The following is a 19,007-nucleotide window of genomic DNA, read 5'->3' as shown; positions in this document are numbered from 1 at the left end:
TGACTTTACGTTGTTTTACACCCCCTGACGCATGTTTGCAGCCCGAATCGTAAACTGTCTCTCGTTGAATCGCGACAGAAAAGATTTTGGGAGCAAGTGATGGGCAAAGTTACCGCTGCCGTCATGGCCTCAACGCTGGCATTCAGTACCTTAAGCCATGCAGCTGAAGTCGTCACAGGCGATCACTGGCACCTGGGTGAAGGCTCCGCGCAACGCAGCGTACAGAGCCACATGTTTGACGGTATCAGTTTAACCGAACATCAACGTCAACAGATGCGAGATTTAATGCAGCAGGCAAGACACGAACAGCCTCCTGTTAATGTTAGCGAAATGGAGACAATGCATCGCCTTGTCACCGCAGAGAAATTTGATGAAAGCGCTGTGCGCGCTCAGGCAGAAAGAATGGCGCAAGAACAGGTTGCCCGCCAGGTTGAAATAGCCAGGATTCGCAACCAGATGTATCGCCTGTTAACGCCCGAGCAGCAAGCGGTTTTAAATGAGAAACATGAACAACGAATGGAGCAACTGCGCGACGTCGCGCACTGGCAAAAAAGCTCATCGTTGAATTTATTGAGTAGTAGCAACTCACGTTCCCAGTAGTAACCCTGTTTTCCTTGCCATAGACACCATCCCTGTCTTCCCCCACATGATGTGGGGGTTTTTTTTGCCCAAAAAACGGTCTCTGATGGGGCGTGCTTGGGTGGCAGGCGAAGGGAGAAGGGATCAGTTATAGACTGTCTGCAGTGGTTCGAATCCGCAGGCGTCTGCTGACTTGTCGCAATCATAAAAACGTTCGGTTTTCGCGGCCGATTCAGGATACCAGTTATCGTTTCCTTCAATCGACACAATCAGATTGCTGAGTATATTCTCTTTCCCTTTACGGCTATACGTCAGGTCAATTTCCTGGCCGTTTGCCAGTTCGTAAGTGCAGTTGACTAATACGCCTTCAGCCAGTTTATTTTTTGCAAAATAAAGTGCAGTGACGAAGCGTTTAATGTCCTTCTGTTGGTGTACTTGAGAATTCCAGCTCCCTTCCCATCCGGATAAGGTAACGGGATAGGTATAAATATGGTTTTCATAAGTGATGTTTTCTGGCGCTGGGCATTGCATGCTTTCCGTCGCGGCTGCCGCAGAGCCTGAAAGCAGGGCGAGCGTAAGCGCAGTACATATACTATGTTTCATTATTTTTTCCTTTATATTCGCTTGACTTATCTATTACTGAGTGAATAAGTGACCTGCAAGGAAAATATAATGAAAAAAGAGTAGTAAAGGCGATATTAATTATGAGTAATTCAGAGGCTGTGCCGATTTTTATTATTATTTAGGTCGTTTGATTTTTAATTGATGCTAAATGATATATATAAAATGTTTTCTATTATTCACTTTGTTGATAATTGTTTACTCAGGCTGGTGCTAAACGGTTATATCTCATTTTCTACACTTCGCTGTCGTCAGACGATCATCGCTATGAGTTATACTACGCCAAGATGATGGCAGGAGTGTTTATGAATCAAACCTATGGGCGGCTGGTTAGTCGGGCGGCAATCGCGGCGACCGTGATGGCATCGCTGTTACTTTTGATCAAAATTTTTGCGTGGTGGTACACCGGATCGGTCAGTATTCTGGCTGCACTGGTGGATTCTTTGGTGGATATCGCGGCGTCGTTAACCAACCTGTTGGTGGTGCGCTATTCTTTGCAGCCGGCCGATGATGAACATACCTTCGGACATGGTAAAGCGGAATCGCTGGCGGCGCTGGCGCAAAGCATGTTTATTTCCGGTTCGGCGCTGTTTTTATTCCTGACCGGGATTCAGCATCTTATCCAACCCACGCCGATGAAAGATCCCGGTGTCGGGGTGATTGTCACCATCATTGCGTTAGTGTGCACAATCATACTGGTCTCGTTTCAGCGCTGGGTGGTAAAGCGTACGCAAAGTCAGGCAGTTCGGGCGGATATGCTTCATTATCAGTCTGATGTTATGATGAACGGTGCAATTCTCATTGCGCTTGGGCTGGCATGGTACGGCTGGCATCGCGCAGATGCCTTGTTTGCGCTCGGGATTGGCATCTATATTTTATATAGCGCATTACGCATGGGGTATGAGGCGGTACAGTCATTGCTGGATCGCGCTTTACCCGATGAAGAACGTCAGGAAATTATTGATATCGTGACGTCATGGCCGGGAGTCAGCGGCGCTCACGATCTTCGTACGCGGCAGTCAGGGCCGACCCGCTTTATTCAGATTCATTTGGAAATGGAAGATAATCTGCCGCTCGTTCAGGCGCATGTAGTGGCTGAGCAGGTCGAGCAGGCAATTTTGCGACGTTTCCCGGGATCGGATGTCATCATTCATCAGGATCCCTGTTCGGTCGTACCCAAGGAAGGCAAGATGTTTGAGCTTTCATAATTCGTTGTAAAAAAAGTGAACCAGGCCAGCATTTTGTGTATAAATTACCACCATTTGGCCTGACCTGAATCAATTCAGCAGGAAGTGATTGTTATACTATCTGCATATTCGTTGGATCGTTTCGATATGCGGAATCGACTTCCGGCAGCAGATTTCATTTTGCATTCCAAAGTTCAGAGGTAGTCATGATTAAGAAAATCGGTGTGTTGACAAGCGGCGGTGATGCGCCGGGCATGAACGCAGCAATCCGTGGTGTTGTGCGTGCAGCGTTGACGGAAGGGCTGGAAGTCATGGGGATCCATGATGGCTACCTGGGTTTGTATGAAGACCGTATGGTCCAGCTTGACCGCTATAGCGTGTCCGACATGATCAACCGTGGCGGTACCTTCCTCGGTTCTGCCCGCTTCCCGGAATTCCGCGACGAAAACGTGCGTGCGGTGGCTATCGAAAACCTGAAGAAGCGTGGCATCGACGCCCTGGTTGTTATCGGCGGTGACGGTTCTTACATGGGTGCGAAACGCCTGACTGAAATGGGCTTCCCGTGCATCGGTCTGCCGGGCACTATCGACAACGATATCAAGGGCACCGACTACACCATCGGTTATTTCACCGCGCTGGGTACTGTCGTCGAAGCGATTGACCGTCTGCGTGATACCTCTTCTTCTCACCAGCGTATCTCTATCGTTGAAGTGATGGGCCGCTACTGTGGCGATCTGACCCTGGCGGCAGCGATTGCCGGCGGTTGTGAGTTCGTAGTGGTTCCGGAAGTAGAATTCAGCCGTGACGATCTGGTTGCTGAAATCAAAGCCGGTATCGCGAAAGGTAAAAAGCACGCGATTGTAGCGATCACTGAGCACATGTGCGACGTTGACGAACTGGCGCATTACATCGAGAAAGAAACGGGCCGTGAAACGCGTTCAACCGTACTGGGTCACATCCAGCGTGGTGGTTCTCCGGTTCCTTATGACCGTATTCTGGCGTCCCGTATGGGCGCGTATGCCATTGAATTGCTGCTCGAAGGTCACGGTGGTCGTTGCGTAGGTATTCAGAACGAAAAACTGGTTCACCATGACATCATCGACGCTATCGAAAACATGAAGCGTCCTTTCAAAGGTGACTGGCTGGACTGCGCGAAAAAACTGTACTGATTGTTTTTTGCGCGCCTGATGGCGCTACGCTTATCCGGCCTTCAGGTTGCTGAGACTTGCAGGCCGGATTAGGCGCTAGCCGCCATCCGGCAATCCCTCAGATTTATTCCTCGAAGTTATAGCAAATCTTTTTTTATTCTTTAATGTTTGGATCGCTTTCTGGCACGCTTTGCTCATCACAACACCACATAAGAGAGCTGGGCGATGAACAAATGGGGCGTAGGGTTAACATTATTGCTGGCATCGACCAGCGTTCTGGCAAAGGACATTCAGTTACTTAACGTATCGTACGATCCAACGCGTGAACTGTACGAGCAGTACAACAAAGCTTTTAGCGCGCACTGGAAGCAGGAAACTGGCGACAACGTCGTGATCCGCCAATCGCACGGCGGTTCGGGTAAACAGGCGACTTCCGTCATTAATGGTATTGAAGCCGATGTCGTGACGCTGGCGCTGGCTTACGATGTGGACGCTATTGCTGAACGTGGTCGTATCGATAAAAACTGGATCAAGCGTCTGCCGGATAACTCAGCACCTTACACCTCCACCATCGTTTTCCTGGTCCGCAAAGGCAATCCAAAACAAATTCATGACTGGAACGATCTTGTCAAACCGGGTGTGTCCGTCATTACGCCAAACCCGAAAAGCTCAGGCGGCGCACGCTGGAACTATCTGGCGGCATGGGGCTACGCCCTGCACCACAACAATAACGATCAGGCCAAAGCGCAAGACTTTGTCAAAGCCCTGTTTAAAAACGTTGAAGTGCTGGACTCTGGTGCGCGTGGCTCAACCAATACCTTCGTTGAACGCGGTATCGGTGATGTGCTGATTGCCTGGGAAAACGAAGCGCTACTGGCGACGAACGAACTGGGTAAAGATAAATTCGAGATAGTGACCCCGAGTGAATCGATTCTCGCGGAGCCGACCGTTTCCGTGGTCGACAAAGTGGTGGAAAAGAAAGACACCAAAGCGGTAGCGGAAGCCTACCTGAAGTATCTCTACTCGCCGGAAGGTCAGGAGATAGCAGCGAAAAACTTCTACCGTCCGCGTGATGCTGAAGTGGCGAAGAAATACGAAAATGTCTTTCCGAAGCTGAAGCTGTTCACCATTGACGAAGAGTTTGGCGGCTGGACGAAAGCACAGAAAGAGCACTTTTCTAACGGCGGTACGTTCGACCAGATCAGCAAGCGTTAAATAAATCTGTGAGTTACCAACCCGGTGGCATAACGCGACCGGGTTTTTTATTTGTCATGGTTTTGCGTTACTCTTGCCCCTCAATAGGATACAGGGAACGCGTAATGAAAAAAGCAGGTTATCTTTTACTGGCGGTGATTGTGGTGGCTGCCGCTGCTGGCATTGGTTACTGGAAATTCACCGGCAACCCGGACGCGTTACGCCAGATTGTTCTTCAGCAATGCTTGCCGCACCAGTTGCAGCAGCAGGATCCCGCACCGTGCGTGGAAGTGAAACCAGACGCCGGGTATGTGGTGTTCAAAGATCGTAACGGTCCGCTGCAATATCTCTTGATGCCTGGTTACCGTATCAATGGTACGGAAAGCCCGTTGCTGTTGGAATCAGGCACGCCGAACTTTTTCTGGCTGGCCTGGCAGGCGCGTAGCTTTATGAGCCAAAAATACGGTCAGGAGATCCCTGACAAAGCGGTATCGCTGACCATTAACTCGCGTAGCGGTCGTACGCAAAATCACCTACACATTCATATCTCCTGCCTGCGGACCGATGTCAGAAAACAGCTGGATGACAACATGGCGAAAATCAGCACCCGCTGGTTGCCTTTGCCGGGTGGATTACGTGGGCATGAATATCTGGCGCGTCGCGTCACGGAGAATGAACTGGCGCAACGCAGCCCGTTTATTATGCTGGCGGAAGAGGTACCGGATGCGCGAGAACATATGGGCAGCTATGCGCTGGCGATGGTGCGCCAGAGCGATGAGTCCTTTGTCCTGCTGGCGACTCAGCGTAACTTGCTGTCGCTGAATCTCGCCTCTGCTGAGGAAATTCAGGATCATCAATGTGATATTCTGCGCTAACCCTACCTAATCTGGCGTTTACTCCGCATGCCTGTCCCCGTATTCTTGTTGAAAAAAACAACAGGAGACAGGCATGTCGCTCTGGCTTTCGCACCCTCTGTTTATCCCTTCTCTGGTGGTTGGCATCACCATTCTTCTCTGGGCGACGTCGCTGCTGCCGGAATTTATAACGGCGCTGCTGTTCTTTGCCGTGGCGATGGTGGCCAAAATCGCGCCACCGGATGTGATTTTTGGCGGCTTTGCGTCGTCGGCGTTCTGGCTGGTCTTCAGTGGATTCGTGCTGGGTATCGCGATTCGTAAAACGGGATTGGCGGACAGGGCGGCGAGGGCGCTGTCATCGCGATTGACCGACTCCTGGCTGTTAATGGTAGCGAGTGTGGTACTGCTAAGTTATGCGCTGGCGTTTGTAATGCCGTCCAACATGGGGCGCATTGCGCTACTGATGCCGATTGTTGCCGCGATGGCGAAACGGGCGGGAATTAACGACGGCACGCGAGCCTGGTATGGTCTGGCGCTGGCCGTCGGGTTTGGGACGTTCCAGCTTTCCGCGACGATTTTACCCGCTAACGTGCCGAATCTGGTGATGAGCGGCGCAGCGGAAGGTTCCTACGGTATCCACCTGAATTATCTGCCTTATTTACTGCTGCATACGCCGGTTCTGGGCTGGCTCAAAGGCGCGATACTCATCGTACTTATCTGCTGGCTGTTTCCTGGTAAGCCCCATGCGCCGCGAGATTTGACGCCGTCTGAGCCGATGAGCCGGGATGAAAAACGTCTGGCATGGATGTTAGCGGTGGTGTTGTTTTTGTGGGTAAGCGAAAGCTGGCACGGCATTGGTCCAGCGTGGACCGGACTGGCGGCGGCGGTTATCACGCTGCTACCTCGGGTTGGCTTTATTAATGGCGAGGAGTTTTCCAGTGGGGTCAATATCCGTACCTGTATCTACGTGGCGGGTATTCTGGGGCTGGCGATCACCGTCACGCAGACCGGTATTGGCAGTGCGGTGGGCGAGGCGCTGTTACAGGTGATGCCGCTGGACGCGGAAAAACCGTTCACCAGCTTCCTCGCTCTGACCGGCATTACCACCGCACTCAATTTTATTATGACGGCAAACGGTGTTCCGGCGCTGTATACCACGCTGGCGCAAAGCTTTGCCGATGCCACAGGATTCCCGCTGCTGTCGGTGATTATGATTCAGGTTCTGGGGTATTCCACACCGCTGCTGCCGTATCAGGCTTCACCCATTGTTGTGGCGATGGCGCTTGGGAAAGTGCCTGCGAGGGCGGGGATGCTGCTGTGTATGGCGCTGGCGGCGGCAACGTATCTGTTGCTTCTGCCGTTGGATTACCTCTGGTTCAGTATACTGGGTAAATTATAACTGTATCTAAATGTTAATTTTTTGTTTTGTGAGATGATGAATTGTTTTATTTGGGCTGATGGCGGTTAATACCGAGGCGCAGATTTGCGCACTGGAAACTCAAGGATTGATTCATGGACAGTTTGACCCCTATCCGCTGTTGGCCTGCCATCATTTCGCTCGCGATCACGCTGACCATCTGGTTTGTTATCCCGTGTCCGCCTGACGTCACTCCGCAAGCGTGGCATCTGCTGGCGTTGTTCATTGGTACGATCGCAGCGATTATCGGTAAAGCCATGCCCATTGGCGCCATTGCGGTTGTGGCGATTATGCTGGTGGCGATGACCGGCGTCACTAACCCCGGTAAACCCTCGGCCGCGCTGAACGATGCCTTGAGCGGCTTCTCTAATCAACTGATTTGGCTGATTGGTTTATCCATCATGCTGTCGCAAAGCCTGTTAAAGACCGGGTTGGGCGCGCGTATTGGCTACGGGTTTATTGCGCTGTTTGGTAAAAGAACGCTGGGTATTGCGTGGGCATTAACCCTTGCGGAAACCCTGATTGCGCCGGTTACGCCAAGCAACACGGCGCGTGGCGGCGGTATTATTCACCCGGTAATGCGGGCGATTGCGGAAAGCCTCGGATCGCAGCCGGGCAACAACGAGAATGGCTCAACGGGCCGCTATCTGGCGCTGGTGAATTACAACATTAACCCCATCAGCTCGGCAATGTTCATCACCGCGACTGCGCCTAACCCCTTAATCGTTAGCTTTTTAACGAAGGGAACCGATGGTGTGCTGAATATGACCTGGGGAATGTGGGCTATCGCCGCGCTGCTTCCCGCGGTGGTCTCACTGGTCGTTATGCCGATTGTTATCTGGTGGCTCTACCCGCCAGCCATCACACGCACGCCAAATGCGCCTCAGTTCGCACGACAAAAACTGGATGCGCTAGGTCCGCTTTCACTGGCAGAGAAAATTACTCTGGCAGTCTTCATTTTGCTGCTCTGCCTGTGGGCGGGAGTGCCCGCGATGTTGATGGGCAGTGGCTGGAGTGTAAACCCTACCAGCGCCGCGTTAATTGGTTTGTCGATTCTGTTGATGGCGGGCGTATTAAGTTGGGATGACATTCTTAAGTGCCGTGGCGCGTGGGATACCATAGTCTGGTTCGCGGCGCTGGTAATGATGGCGGATTTTCTCAGCAAGTTGGGGCTGGTGGGGTGGCTGGCAACCAGCGTGGGTAGCGCAATCGACCATCTTGGTGTGCACTGGAGCATCGCGACGCTATTGCTGATCCTGCTTTACGTCTACTCGCACTACTTTTTCGCCAGTACAACCGCGCATATCACGGCGATGTTCGCTGCATTCTTCGCCGCAGGATTAGGCCTCGGCGCGCCGCCGGCGCTGCTTGGGTTGATGCTCGGCTTCTCCTCCTCGCTGATGATGTCGCTCACGCACTATGGCACGGGTACTGCGCCTATCATCTTTGGTTCAGGCTATGTCACGCTGGCGGAGTGGTGGAAAACGGGACTGGTAATGAGTGTGGTCAACCTGACCATTTGGGGGATAACCGGTGCCTTCTGGTGGCACTGGCTGGGATACTGGTAAACCTGATGCGACGGGAGGAGTGCTCCTCCCGCCATACAACTTAAGCCTGTTTAGCGGCTTCTGCTGCTTTAACGATGACTGCGAAGGCGTCTGCTTTCAGAGAAGCACCGCCAACCAGCGCGCCGTCGATGTCCGGCTGAGCGAACAGTTCAGCAGCGTTGCCCGCGTTTACGGAACCGCCGTACTGGATGATAACCTGTTCAGCGATTTTCGCGTCAGCTTTAGCAATGTGGTCACGGATGAATTTGTGAACAGCCTGAGCCTGAGCCGGAGTTGCAGATTTACCGGTACCGATAGCCCATACTGGTTCGTAAGCGATAACTACGCCTTCGAATGCCGCAGCGCCCTGAGTTTTCAGAACGGCGTCGATCTGACGTGCGCAGACTTCTTCAGTTTTGCCTGCTTCGTTTTCTGCTTCGGTTTCACCGATGCACAGAACTGGAGTCAGACCCTGCTCTTTCAGCACAGCAAATTTCTTCGCGATCAGTTCGTCAGACTCTTTGTGGTAAGTACGGCGCTCAGAGTGACCGATAATGATGTACTGCGCGCCGATATCTTTCAGCATTTCAGCGCTTGTTTCACCGGTGAATGCGCCAGACAGATTCAGGTCAACGTTCTGCGCGCCCAGGATGATGTGGCTACCGGCAGCGGCGTGTTTCGCCAGGTCGATATACATTTCCGGCGGAGCAATCGCTACTGCACAGCCAGCAACGCCAGCCAGTTCTTTACGCAGATTAGCAACCAGTTCGTTTACCATATGGCGGCTGCCGTTCAGTTTCCAGTTACCCATCACTAAAGGATGTCGCATTTCATTTCTCCACGCTTGTCAGCGAATTAAGGAATATGGCCGCCCGTCAGGGCAGCATGGTCTGTGAAACAGTATAGAGATTCGTCTGCGGAAAGGCTTTGCTTTTTGTCATCAATTCGCCTTCTCAAGACTTTCTGATAGTGCCAGCTTAATCGGTTCAACAGCGAAGGTCAGCCCCTTTTCACCGTTATCTGCTATGACATAGCGAATAGCGCCTTCTGTTTCGGCGTAATAGTGCTTACCTTTACCGGCGGCGAGCAATTTTTGCAGCTTTTTCTGACTTTGTTCTTTTGTCAGCAGCGGCGCGACGGTGTGAATGACGGCGGTCATGTATTCCAGCGCTTTCGCTTTCGCCGCCTTTTGTTCAGGCCCCTGAATCGGTAGCCAGGTGATCTGCATACTTTTGATTTTCAATGTACCGCGTTCAAGCGCGGATGACGCATACAGATTTTCGTTGATTTTGCTGGCGGCGCGGGTGAGATTCGCCCGGTCGCGGCTGCTGTCGATGGCACGGAATTCATTGAGGATAAGCTTTGGATTCTGTGTATTAAAGTTTTCACGAAACTGGCTAATCGATAGATCAAAAGTCGGCGCGCCCGCCAGCAAATAGGGGGCCGTGATTGCCGTCGATGGCTCTTCCGCCTGCGCTGTAGTACTTACGGTTAAGGCTGAAAACAGTAATAAAAACAGTGTAAATCCTTGCTTCATCAATTGTACCTTTCATTCTCACTGCTCACGATTAAAACGGTAACCGTCCGGCTTGTCAAAAGGGTAAACTGTCCTGGAAGGTAATAATAAAGGAACCTACATGACCATACAGCAGTGGTTATTCTCATTTAAAGGGCGTATTGGACGCCGTGATTTCTGGATTTGGATAGGTCTGTGGATCGTCAGTATGCTGGCGTTGTTCTCCCTGGCAAGTAAGCAATTACTCGATATTCAAACCGCAGCATTTTGTCTGGTGTGTCTGTTATGGCCGACGGCGGCGGTGACGGTAAAGCGTCTGCATGACCGAGGGCGTTCAGGAGCGTGGGCGTTGCTGATGATTCTGGCGTGGATGCTGCTGGCCGGAAACTGGGCGATGTTACCTGGCGTCTGGCAATGGGCGGTAGGCCGTTTTCTTCCGACGCTGATTCTGGTCGGCATGCTTATCGATCTGGGCGCGTTTGTCGGCACCCAGGATGAAAATAAATACGGTAAAGATACGCAGGACGTAAAGTACAGAGCTGACTCGTAGGCCGGATAAGACGCGTTAGCGTCGCCATCCGGTAAAATGCCCGGGGCGCTTACCGGGCAGTAAAACGTTCTTACCAGTAGTGTTCAGCGGTCATATGGCCTGGTCGACGGCGCAGGTGTTTGGTCATCTGCCGGGTCTCTTTCAACAGTTGCTGCGTGTCGCGCACCATTTGTGGATTTCCACACAGCATTACGTGGCTGGTTTCTTTATCCATTGGCAGACCTACCGCTTTTTCCAGCTCACCGCTTTCAATCAGCGCCGGCACTCGTCCGGTCAGCGAATTTGCCGCAGTTTCACGGCTAACAACGGTCTGGATACGTAATTTACCTTCGTAGCGTTTTTCCAGCGCCTGCATCAATGGCAGGTAGCTTAAATCGGCGGCATAGCGCGCGGCGTGGACCAGCACCAGATTTTTAAAGCGATCCAGATCTTTGCCTAACTGCAAAATCGACAAATACGGGCCGATAGCCGTGCCGGTCGCCAGCATCCACAGCGTGTCGCAATCGGGGACCTCATCCAGCACGAAGAAGCCAGCGGCTTCACTGACCACCTGAACGTCATCGCCAGGCTTCAGCGCGGCCAAACGAGGGCTGAGTTTGCCGTCGGGAACCGTCACCAGATAAAACTCTAAATCGGGATTGTCGGGCGCATTCACGTAGGAATAGGCGCGCTGGACGCGCTCGCCGTCGATTTCCAGGCCAAGCTTGGTAAACTGGCCAGCAGTAAAAGGAAGAACCGGAGCTCGCACGGTCAAACTAAATAAGGCATCGGTCCAGTTCTGCACCTTTGTGACTTTGCCTGTTACCCAATCTGCCATGGTTGTCTCCTGTCTGCTTTGATTGCCTTATCTTCGTTCGTTGGACGAAAGATTTCCAGCCCGGATGGGCTGGAAGGCTCTATTGATCAAATCAATTACAGGATGTGCGCCTGCACATCGGGATCTTTGCGATCGAGATAGTGAATCGACTGAATGCGGCGGATTGTGCGCGATTTGCCGCGGATCAGCAGCGTTTCGGTGGTCGCAATATTGCCTTTGCGGCTAATGCCTTCCAGTAGATCGCCTTTGGTGATGCCGGTGGCAGAAAAAATGACGTTGTCGCTGCGCGCCATTTCGTCCAGACGCAGCGCTTTGCCCGCTTCAATGCCCATCGCGGTGCAGCGGGCCAGTTCCTGTTCGCCAATGCGGCGGTTTTCTTCGCTGTCGCCTTTGACGTCATGACGCGCCAGGAGACGGCCCTGCATATCGCCATCCAGCGCGCGGATAACGGCGGCGGAGACCACACCTTCCGGTGCGCCGCCAATGCCGTACAGCACGTCAACTTCGCTGTCAGGCATGCAGGTCAGAATTGAAGCCGCAACGTCGCCGTCGGGAATAGCGAATACGCGCACGCCCAGTTTCGTCATCTCTGCAATAACGTCATCATGGCGAGGTTTTGCCAGGATAGTGACGGTCAGGTCACTCAGGGGTTTGTTCAGCGCGGCGGCAATGTTACGCAGGTTGGCTTCCAGCGACAGGTTCAGGTCAATGGACCCTTTTGCGCCTGGGCCGACAATCAGCTTTTCCATGTACATGTCCGGCGCGTTCAGGAAGCAGCCTTTATCGCCCACGGCCAGTACCGCCAGCGCATTTGCCTGGCCCATTGCCGTCATACGCGTGCCTTCGATAGGATCGACTGCGATGTCTACCGCATCGCCAAGACCCGTACCGACTTTCTCACCGATAAACAGCATCGGCGCTTCATCGATTTCACCTTCGCCAATCACGATGGTGCCGTCGATGTTGACCTGGTTGAGCATAATACGCATGGCGTTCACCGCCGCGCCGTCAGCGGTATTTTTATCGCCGCGGCCCAGCCATTTATAGCCAGCCAGCGCGGCCGCTTCGGTCACGCGTGAAAATTCAATGGCAAGTTCTCGTCTCATTGCAAACTCGTAGCTGAAAGGAATGGCGCGAAGTGTAGCACAGGGGAGGGGGCGAGATTATTGATGTGTGTGCGGGGTTGTCCCCGCACGAAGATATTGCCGGATAAGACACCTTAGCGTCGCCATCCGGCAATGACGTATTACTCGTCGTGATCTTCCCACGCCATGGCGCGTTTGACTGCTTTTTTCCAGCCGCTGTAACGGAAGTTACGTTCGGTGGTTTCGATGCCAGGACGGAATTCACGCTCGATGACCGCTTTTTCCTGCAGCTCATCCAGGTTTTGCCAGAAGCCGACCGCCAGACCGGCCAGATAAGCCGCACCCAGCGCAGTGACTTCGCGGACTTCCGGGCGCTCAACGCGTGTGCCGAGAATGTCCGACTGGAACTGCATCAGGAAGTTGTTGGCTACCGCCCCGCCATCGACGCGCAGGGCGTGCAAGCGAATGCCGGAGTCAGCCTGCATCGCTTCCAGTACGTCACGGGTCTGGTAAGCGATAGACTCAAGCGTTGCGCGAATGATGTGGTTGGAGTTTACGCCACGGGTCAGACCGAAGATGGCGCCACGCGCATACGGGTCCCAGTACGGTGCGCCCAGACCGGTGAATGCCGGAACGACGTACACGCCGTTGGTGTCTTTCACTTTAGTCGCGAAATACTCAGAGTCGAATGCATCGCTGATGAGTTTCATTTCATCACGCAGCCACTGGATAGAGGCACCCGCCATAAACACCGCGCCTTCCAGGGCGTAGTTCACTTCCCCGGTCGGTCCGCAGGCGATGGTGGTCAGCAGCCCGTTTTCGGACTTAACGGCTTTCTCGCCGGTGTTCATCAGCATGAAGCAGCCGGTACCGTAAGTGTTTTTCGCCATCCCTTCTTTCACGCACAACTGGCCGAACAGCGCCGCCTGCTGGTCACCGGCGATACCGGAGATAGGAATACGAATGCCGCCCTTACCACCGATGTTGGTTTGGCCGTACACTTCAGAAGAACGACGCACTTCCGGCAGCATGGCGCGCGGAATATCCAGCGCATCCAACATCTTGTCGTCCCAGTCCAGGGAGTGGATGTTGAACAGCATGGTACGTGAGGCGTTGGTGTAATCGGTGACGTGTACGCGTCCCTGCGTCATTTTCCAGATAAGCCAGGTGTCTACGGTACCGAACAACAGTTCACCGCGACGAGCGCGCTCACGCGAACCTTCTACGTGGTCGAGGATCCACTTCACTTTGGTACCGGAGAAGTACGGGTCAATCACCAGGCCGGTGTTATTGCGGATGTACTCTTCCATACCGTCGCGCTTGAGCTTCTCGCAGATATCCGCGGTACGACGACACTGCCATACAATGGCGTTATAGATTGGTTTACCGGTCTCACGTTCCCAGACGATGGTGGTTTCACGCTGGTTGGTAATACCGATCGCGGCAATTTCATCGGAACTGATATCGGCTTTCGCCAGCACTTCAACCAGCGTGGAGCTTTGGGTTGCCCAAATTTCCATTGGGTCGTGTTCTACCCAACCTGCTTTCGGGTAGATTTGCTCGAATTCGCGCTGTGAAACGGCAACGATATTCGCATCGTGGTCCATTACGACCGCGCGGGAGCTGGTGGTGCCCTGGTCGAGCGCAACGATATATTTTTTTTCAGTCATAATTTTTTGTCCCGTAGTCACATTACTGCGAAGCTTTTTGTTGAGTGTTGGCCGCAACGTCTTTCTCTTCAATCGCGCAGACATCGCACGGTAAATGACGACCAATCAGTTTGCGATAGGCCCATGCGCCCAAAATTGCGCCGGTAATCGGGCCAAACACCGGCACCAGGAAGTAAGGGATATCACGACCACCCGTGAAGGCAATCTCACCCCATCCGGCCAGTCCGGCGAACAGTTTCGGTCCGAAGTCACGTGCCGGGTTCATCGCAAAACCTGTTAGCGGACCCATGGAAGCACCAATAACGGCAATCAGTAAGCCGATCAGCAGTGGCGCCAGCGGACCACGAGGTACACCGTTACCATCGTCGGTCAGGGCCAGAATCAGCCCCATTAGAATAGCGGTAATGACCATTTCAACCGCGAAGGCCTGCACAAAATTGATATGCGGGTTCGGATAGGTGGAGAAAGTACCTGCCAGACCCAGGCTCTCGGTACTGCCGCGCACGATATGATTGGTTTGTTCGAAATCGAGGAAAAGATTGTAATAAAGCCCGTAAACCAATGCCGCTGCGCAAAAGGCGCCGGCAATTTGCGAAATAATAAAAGGGACGACTTTGCGTTTATCAAAACAGGCAAACAGCCAGAGTGCGATGGTGACCGCTGGATTCAGGTGTGCGCCAGAAACGCCTGCGGTCAGATAGATAGCCATCGCTACCCCCAGACCCCAGATGATGCTGATTTCCCACTGACCAAAAGTAGCCCCGGCCACTTTGAGTGCAGCGACACAGCCCACACCGAAGAAAATCAACAACCCGGTACCGAGGAATTCAGCAATGCACTGGCCTTTTAAGGTTGATGTTTGACTCATAATCGGATCCTGAAGAGAGTTTAATGTTTATTGTGTGCGAGAAGGTCACTGACATCCCCGGAGCCGGTAGGCACACTGTTAATTTATCGTTAACGCTCAAAAACGAGAAATATCGAAATTAAAATGTGTGTACTGCATCAACAAAATGAGCGTTTTCGCGCCATTGCGCGGTATTTGTTATACAAAAATAGTGTGAGCTGAATCATTTCACCGATCAATCTCTTAACACTTAAGCGTTATGACAGTCATGTCACCAGGAGAAAGACTAAAAGTGTTGCAAACCGCAATCTGCGCGGGATGCCGCTGGACAGGGATGACGCGGCTTCATACAATCGGTGTTAAGTAGAGTGCGCTCGTTTTTATTAAGGCGTCGCCGGTTATCGGGACGAGGATTTTTATCCATCAACGCCTTGCAATTCAGGAGAGGTATGACGATGTCATTAGAAGTGTTTGAGAAACTGGAAGCAAAAGTACAGCAGGCGATTGATACCATCACGCTGTTGCAGATGGAAATCGAAGAGCTGAAAGAAAAGAATAACTCACTGTCGCAGGAAGTTCAGTCTGCACAGCAGCAGCGTGAAGAACTGGAGCGTGAGAACAACAATCTGAAAGAACAGCAGAACGGCTGGCAGGATCGTCTGCATGCCCTGCTGGGTCGTATGGAAGAAGTCTAATCCTCGTCATATTTCACGTTATGGCGGCGTTGGCTGCGTGCGTTCACCCCAGTCACATAGTGGCCTATGCTCCTGGGGATTCACTTACTTGCCGCCTTGCCCTGACGCGAAATCTATAGAGGATTTAGTTTGTAGGCCGGATAAGGTGTAAGCCGACATCCGGCAATACTTATCTTTGATAACGGCCTTGCTTGCGGGCTTTCCCATCAATCACCAAGCCAACGGGTGAACGAGCTACGGTCAATATCCAGTTGCTTCGCTGCACGGCTTTTGTTGTTTTGCTGTCGTAGTAGCACCCCTTTGAGAATACGGCTACGGATCCGTTTATACGGCCCTTCAAGCAACTGGCAGTCCGGGCAATGATGGCGAGGTTGTTGGGGGGAAGACGCTTTATCGGCTTGTAAATCCTCAATCAGTAACGTGGCGGCAGAAAGAGACACCACGCCGGATGAAAACGATAACGCCAGGCGCTCCATAATATTATTCAACTGACGTACGTTACCCGGCCATAAATATTTTTTCAGCTCACTCCATAAACTTTCGCTCAATGCAATGGGAGGCAGCTGATAGGACTTTCTCAGCGCATCTAAAGTTGTTTGCCCAATAAGTTGGATATCGTCCGGGCGTTCACGTAACGGTAATGTGGTGACCTTGAGCACATTCAAGCGATAAAAAAGGTCTTCTCTAAAATCACCGGCTGCAATCATTGCCGGTAAGTTTCGGTTTGTGGCCGCAATAACGCGGACGTTAACCGGAATCATGTGATCTGCGCCCAGGCGCATCAGTTGGCGCTCTTGCAGAATGCGTAAGAGTTTTGCTTGTAAGAACTTATCCAGTTCGCTGATTTCATCAAGAAAGATGGTGCCGTTATGCGCCAGTTCAAACATCCCTGCGCGGCCTTTTTTAGAGGCACCGGAAAACGCGCCATCGACATATCCAAAGAGTTCGCTTTCCATAATTGAAGCGGGGATTGCGCCGCAGTTAACCGCAACAAATGGCCCATTGCGATGTGAACTGGCGTTATGAATGCTCTGCGCCAGAACCTCTTTGCCGGTACCATTTTCACCGAGTAGCAGTATTGTTGCTTCGGTTTCCGCATATATTCTGGCTAACCTTAAGCGATCCTGCATTTCACGGTTGCAGGTAATAAAATCTTCGAAGTGATACCTGGCGTGAAATCCTAACTTTTTCGCTTCTTTGATTCTTATCTTCTGCTCAGCATTCTGTAAGTTAGATGATGTCTGGAGGGTGATCACCACGCGGTTGAGATTTTCGTTTTCTACAATGGGGAACTGGTTAACCACAAATTCGCCATAGGGTGTGTTGATTAACTCATTTTCTATCGGGATATTATTTTGCAGATCTTCCCAGTTTAGCGTTAAGGAAGGTATTTTCTTACTGATTAAATCATGTTTACTGAGTTGTAAAAGCTCGACGGCTTTATGGTTACAGTGAATGACCTTACCGCAATTATCAATGAGAAGAATGAATTTATTGGTGTGGTCAAGTAACAGGTTTAGCTGGTTTTGCTCAATGCGCTCATTAGCGAGCGCCTGATACAGCTGAATTGCCTCATGTAATGCCAGTTCTATGGACTCGACACCTGAATGGAAAGGAATGAAATGTTCCATGCTGTGTGTGCCAAAATAAAGCGGGCAAATGGCATCGCCAATAATAAGATCTATCTGGTTATTTTGTGTGTAATTGACAAAGTCATTTCTGACATTCTCAATGCAAGGGTTGGCCATTTCGTCAATGATAAACTCAGTGAGTTGCAGATTAAGCATCCTGGCTATTTTCATACAGCCGTCGATAACGCTGCGAAACCCAATAACCCCAATATTTTTATTGAGCCCAAGATATGGCCTGAGGGCATCGATAATATCATAGGCGGATGTTTTTATTTCAATGACAGGCTGCGGTATTTTTTGTTTAAGCATCCATGCCATGCCACCGCGACTAATCACAAGATCAGGGGAGTTCGTGCGCAATATCGGGATCACGGAATCAACATCGTCAAGGGTGGCATTTAATATCGTTATATTTGCGATGTGCTTATATCGGATAGACAGGCGTTCAGCTTCGAGAGAGAGCGCTTGTAAAGGAGAAACGATGTAAATATTAGGTAATTTTAACATGTTGAATCCAGCATGATCATGATGTGAAGTCGATAACGGTGGAAACAGTTGTCGGCATTATTGTAGAAACAGTAATCCATTCACGACTTACTGTTTCTGCAATCTTTTTGTCACATAAATGGTGAACAGCGGAATTGTTTTCGATCAACTCTGTGGAATTTATGTTTTTGATAACTGCTGGCGTTGGGCGATTCTCCTTTGTTCGCGGCGAGCAACCCAGGCGGTTATAAACGGTACGACTAAGGAGGTGACGATCGTAGAGGCGGCAATCTGCGGCGTCGCTACGGCGATTAATGCTGACACGCTGGGGTCAACTGCGGCGATGGCTGCGGGGGTCGCAACGGCGTTACCGGCCGTCGTGGAGACTGCCGCTCCGGCGATGCCTGAACCTCCGACAAAACGGGAGACGGCAACATTAATCAGCGCGCCAATGAATGCGGTCATGAGACCCAGAATAACCCCTGCGAATCCGGCCATCAGCAGGGTGCTGAAATCAATTCCGGTACCCAGACCAAAAGAGAAGAAGGGAATCAGCATCGCGCCGCCGCTTTTCAGGAACGAACGCATATCCTCATCCAGATTTCCGAGCAGCATACCAATAAGTATTGGTAAAACAACGGCGAACAGCTCCATTATTGGGATCGACACCAGCCCAGCGGCACCCATCGCCACCATCGTCAGAAAGGGGCCTTCAAGTACGGAAAGCACAGCGATAGCGCCCGCATCGGTTTCATTGCCAAACTGTTTGGTCAATGCAGCGTAGAGGCCCATATTCGCATTGGTCATCGCCGCGATAATGGCGAGTGCAGACAAACCAAAGAAGCCGTTGGCGCCGCAAAACTTTGCGACCAGTAAGCCAATTGCTGTCCCGACAACCAACTTGGACAGCATAATGGCGAACCCTTTTTTCAGGGCGACCGGCGCGGCCTGTAGGCGGATTTCAGCGCCCATACAGACAAAAAATACGCCCAGGATAGCGAGAGCGCCATGAGCTACCGCCGTCGAAAAGCTCCCTATTTCTAAAGCACCAGGACAAAATGTCTTTAATAATGCTCCGATCAATAACGGGATTACCATCATCCCGCCTGGGAATTTCTCAATTGTTTGTTTTATTTTCATGAGGAGACTTCCGTGTTTTCGTA

The 19,007-nt window shown here is 51.7% G+C and carries 18 protein-coding genes; 9 read left to right on the top strand and 9 right to left on the bottom strand.

Annotation, left to right across the window (positions count from 1 at the left end; genetic code table 11):
- Positions 1-99: 99 nt before the first annotated feature.
- The gene (gene cpxP, locus FDX09_RS09125; RefSeq protein WP_069324867.1) at positions 100-600 is read left to right on the top strand and encodes a cell-envelope stress modulator CpxP; all 501 of its coding nucleotides are present in this window, start codon (positions 100-102) and stop codon (positions 598-600) included.
- A gap of 123 nt (positions 601-723) precedes the next feature.
- Here the strand turns inward: cpxP and FDX09_RS09120 are convergent, their stop codons facing one another.
- Positions 724-1,182, bottom strand: a complete 459-nt coding sequence (locus tag FDX09_RS09120; protein WP_137347085.1) for a DUF3757 domain-containing protein — start codon at positions 1,180-1,182, stop codon at positions 724-726.
- A 323-nt stretch (positions 1,183-1,505) separates the two neighbouring features.
- Between FDX09_RS09120 and fieF the strand changes: the two genes are divergently transcribed.
- From fieF to FDX09_RS09090, 6 genes are all read left to right on the top strand, one after another.
- Positions 1,506-2,408 carry a CDF family cation-efflux transporter FieF gene (gene fieF, locus FDX09_RS09115; protein WP_038635968.1) on the top strand — a complete coding sequence of 301 codons (903 nt, stop codon included), beginning with the start codon at positions 1,506-1,508 and terminating at the stop codon, positions 2,406-2,408.
- A 185-nt stretch (positions 2,409-2,593) separates the two neighbouring features.
- Positions 2,594-3,556, top strand: a complete 963-nt coding sequence (gene pfkA, locus FDX09_RS09110; protein WP_006686196.1) for a 6-phosphofructokinase — start codon at positions 2,594-2,596, stop codon at positions 3,554-3,556.
- Positions 3,557-3,760: 204 nt separating this feature from the next.
- Positions 3,761-4,750, top strand: coding sequence for a sulfate/thiosulfate ABC transporter substrate-binding protein Sbp (gene sbp / locus FDX09_RS09105; protein WP_085049739.1), 990 nt, complete (start codon positions 3,761-3,763; stop codon positions 4,748-4,750).
- 104 nt (positions 4,751-4,854) lie between these two features.
- The gene (locus FDX09_RS09100; RefSeq protein WP_038635973.1) at positions 4,855-5,604 is read left to right on the top strand and encodes a CDP-diacylglycerol diphosphatase; all 750 of its coding nucleotides are present in this window, start codon (positions 4,855-4,857) and stop codon (positions 5,602-5,604) included.
- Positions 5,605-5,677: 73 nt separating this feature from the next.
- Positions 5,678-6,982, top strand: a complete 1,305-nt coding sequence (locus FDX09_RS09095) for an SLC13 family permease (protein WP_137347084.1) — start codon at positions 5,678-5,680, stop codon at positions 6,980-6,982.
- A gap of 113 nt (positions 6,983-7,095) precedes the next feature.
- On the top strand, positions 7,096-8,568 hold the full coding sequence (locus tag FDX09_RS09090; RefSeq protein ID WP_038635979.1) for a DASS family sodium-coupled anion symporter: 1,473 nt from the start codon (positions 7,096-7,098) through the stop codon (positions 8,566-8,568).
- Between the two features lie 40 nt (positions 8,569-8,608).
- Here the strand turns inward: FDX09_RS09090 and tpiA are convergent, their stop codons facing one another.
- Together tpiA and FDX09_RS09080 are read right to left on the bottom strand one after the other, a co-directional pair.
- Positions 8,609-9,376 (bottom strand): triose-phosphate isomerase, encoded by a 768-nt coding sequence (gene tpiA / locus FDX09_RS09085; RefSeq protein WP_038635981.1) that lies wholly within the window; start codon positions 9,374-9,376, stop codon positions 8,609-8,611.
- Between the two features lie 111 nt (positions 9,377-9,487).
- Entirely contained in the window at positions 9,488-10,084 is a 597-nt protein-coding gene (locus tag FDX09_RS09080) for a YiiQ family protein (RefSeq protein WP_038635984.1), read from the bottom strand.
- Between the two features lie 100 nt (positions 10,085-10,184).
- Here FDX09_RS09080 and FDX09_RS09075 point away from each other — a divergent pair, with 100 nt between their 5' ends.
- Positions 10,185-10,613: a DUF805 domain-containing protein gene (locus FDX09_RS09075; protein ID WP_038635986.1), complete on the top strand. Its 429-nt coding sequence runs from the start codon at positions 10,185-10,187 to the stop codon at positions 10,611-10,613.
- A 70-nt stretch (positions 10,614-10,683) separates the two neighbouring features.
- On the opposite strand, the gene fpr is transcribed toward FDX09_RS09075, so the two are convergent.
- The 4 genes from fpr to FDX09_RS09055 form a co-directional block, all read right to left on the bottom strand.
- Positions 10,684-11,430 carry a ferredoxin--NADP(+) reductase gene (gene fpr / locus FDX09_RS09070; RefSeq protein ID WP_038635988.1) on the bottom strand — a complete coding sequence of 249 codons (747 nt, stop codon included), beginning with the start codon at positions 11,428-11,430 and terminating at the stop codon, positions 10,684-10,686.
- A gap of 95 nt (positions 11,431-11,525) precedes the next feature.
- Entirely contained in the window at positions 11,526-12,536 is a 1,011-nt protein-coding gene (gene glpX / locus FDX09_RS09065) for a class II fructose-bisphosphatase (protein WP_038635990.1), read from the bottom strand.
- A gap of 140 nt (positions 12,537-12,676) precedes the next feature.
- Positions 12,677-14,185, bottom strand: coding sequence for a glycerol kinase GlpK (gene glpK, locus FDX09_RS09060; protein WP_085049741.1), 1,509 nt, complete (start codon positions 14,183-14,185; stop codon positions 12,677-12,679).
- Between the two features lie 22 nt (positions 14,186-14,207).
- Positions 14,208-15,053: an MIP/aquaporin family protein gene (locus FDX09_RS09055; protein ID WP_038635996.1), complete on the bottom strand. Its 846-nt coding sequence runs from the start codon at positions 15,051-15,053 to the stop codon at positions 14,208-14,210.
- Positions 15,054-15,481: 428 nt separating this feature from the next.
- On the opposite strand from FDX09_RS09055, the gene zapB reads away from it, so the two are divergent.
- Positions 15,482-15,727, top strand: coding sequence for a septal ring assembly protein ZapB (gene zapB, locus FDX09_RS09050; protein WP_019077914.1), 246 nt, complete (start codon positions 15,482-15,484; stop codon positions 15,725-15,727).
- Positions 15,728-15,933: 206 nt separating this feature from the next.
- On the opposite strand, the gene FDX09_RS09045 is transcribed toward zapB, so the two are convergent.
- Positions 15,934-17,865, bottom strand: a complete 1,932-nt coding sequence (locus tag FDX09_RS09045; RefSeq protein WP_137347083.1) for a sigma 54-interacting transcriptional regulator — start codon at positions 17,863-17,865, stop codon at positions 15,934-15,936.
- 159 nt (positions 17,866-18,024) lie between these two features.
- Complete coding sequence (locus FDX09_RS09040; RefSeq protein WP_038636001.1) at positions 18,025-18,984, bottom strand: 2-keto-3-deoxygluconate permease; 960 nt, start codon at positions 18,982-18,984, stop codon at positions 18,025-18,027.
- Positions 18,985-19,007 lie beyond the last annotated feature (23 nt).

Origin of the sequence: Citrobacter sp. wls717 (assembly GCF_005280955.1) — a bacterium.
Taxonomy (GTDB): Bacteria; Pseudomonadota; Gammaproteobacteria; order Enterobacterales; family Enterobacteriaceae; genus Citrobacter; species Citrobacter werkmanii.
Note: the sequence above shows the minus strand (reverse complement) of the source record. Positions and strands in the feature narration are given on the sequence as shown.

Coding starts and splice junctions, on each gene's coding strand:
- zapB (WP_019077914.1), top strand. CDS start 15,482: ATGACGATGTCATTAGAAGTGTTTGAGAAACTGGAAGCAAAAGTACAG.
- FDX09_RS09040 (WP_038636001.1), bottom strand. CDS start 18,984: ATGAAAATAAAACAAACAATTGAGAAATTCCCAGGCGGGATGATGGTA.
- fieF (WP_038635968.1), top strand. CDS start 1,506: ATGAATCAAACCTATGGGCGGCTGGTTAGTCGGGCGGCAATCGCGGCG.
- FDX09_RS09090 (WP_038635979.1), top strand. CDS start 7,096: ATGGACAGTTTGACCCCTATCCGCTGTTGGCCTGCCATCATTTCGCTC.
- glpX (WP_038635990.1), bottom strand. CDS start 12,536: ATGAGACGAGAACTTGCCATTGAATTTTCACGCGTGACCGAAGCGGCC.
- fpr (WP_038635988.1), bottom strand. CDS start 11,430: ATGGCAGATTGGGTAACAGGCAAAGTCACAAAGGTGCAGAACTGGACC.
- FDX09_RS09120 (WP_137347085.1), bottom strand. CDS start 1,182: ATGAAACATAGTATATGTACTGCGCTTACGCTCGCCCTGCTTTCAGGC.
- pfkA (WP_006686196.1), top strand. CDS start 2,594: ATGATTAAGAAAATCGGTGTGTTGACAAGCGGCGGTGATGCGCCGGGC.
- FDX09_RS09045 (WP_137347083.1), bottom strand. CDS start 17,865: ATGTTAAAATTACCTAATATTTACATCGTTTCTCCTTTACAAGCGCTC.
- glpK (WP_085049741.1), bottom strand. CDS start 14,185: ATGACTGAAAAAAAATATATCGTTGCGCTCGACCAGGGCACCACCAGC.
- sbp (WP_085049739.1), top strand. CDS start 3,761: ATGAACAAATGGGGCGTAGGGTTAACATTATTGCTGGCATCGACCAGC.
- FDX09_RS09100 (WP_038635973.1), top strand. CDS start 4,855: ATGAAAAAAGCAGGTTATCTTTTACTGGCGGTGATTGTGGTGGCTGCC.
- FDX09_RS09055 (WP_038635996.1), bottom strand. CDS start 15,053: ATGAGTCAAACATCAACCTTAAAAGGCCAGTGCATTGCTGAATTCCTC.
- FDX09_RS09075 (WP_038635986.1), top strand. CDS start 10,185: ATGACCATACAGCAGTGGTTATTCTCATTTAAAGGGCGTATTGGACGC.
- tpiA (WP_038635981.1), bottom strand. CDS start 9,376: ATGCGACATCCTTTAGTGATGGGTAACTGGAAACTGAACGGCAGCCGC.
- cpxP (WP_069324867.1), top strand. CDS start 100: ATGGGCAAAGTTACCGCTGCCGTCATGGCCTCAACGCTGGCATTCAGT.
- FDX09_RS09095 (WP_137347084.1), top strand. CDS start 5,678: ATGTCGCTCTGGCTTTCGCACCCTCTGTTTATCCCTTCTCTGGTGGTT.
- FDX09_RS09080 (WP_038635984.1), bottom strand. CDS start 10,084: ATGAAGCAAGGATTTACACTGTTTTTATTACTGTTTTCAGCCTTAACC.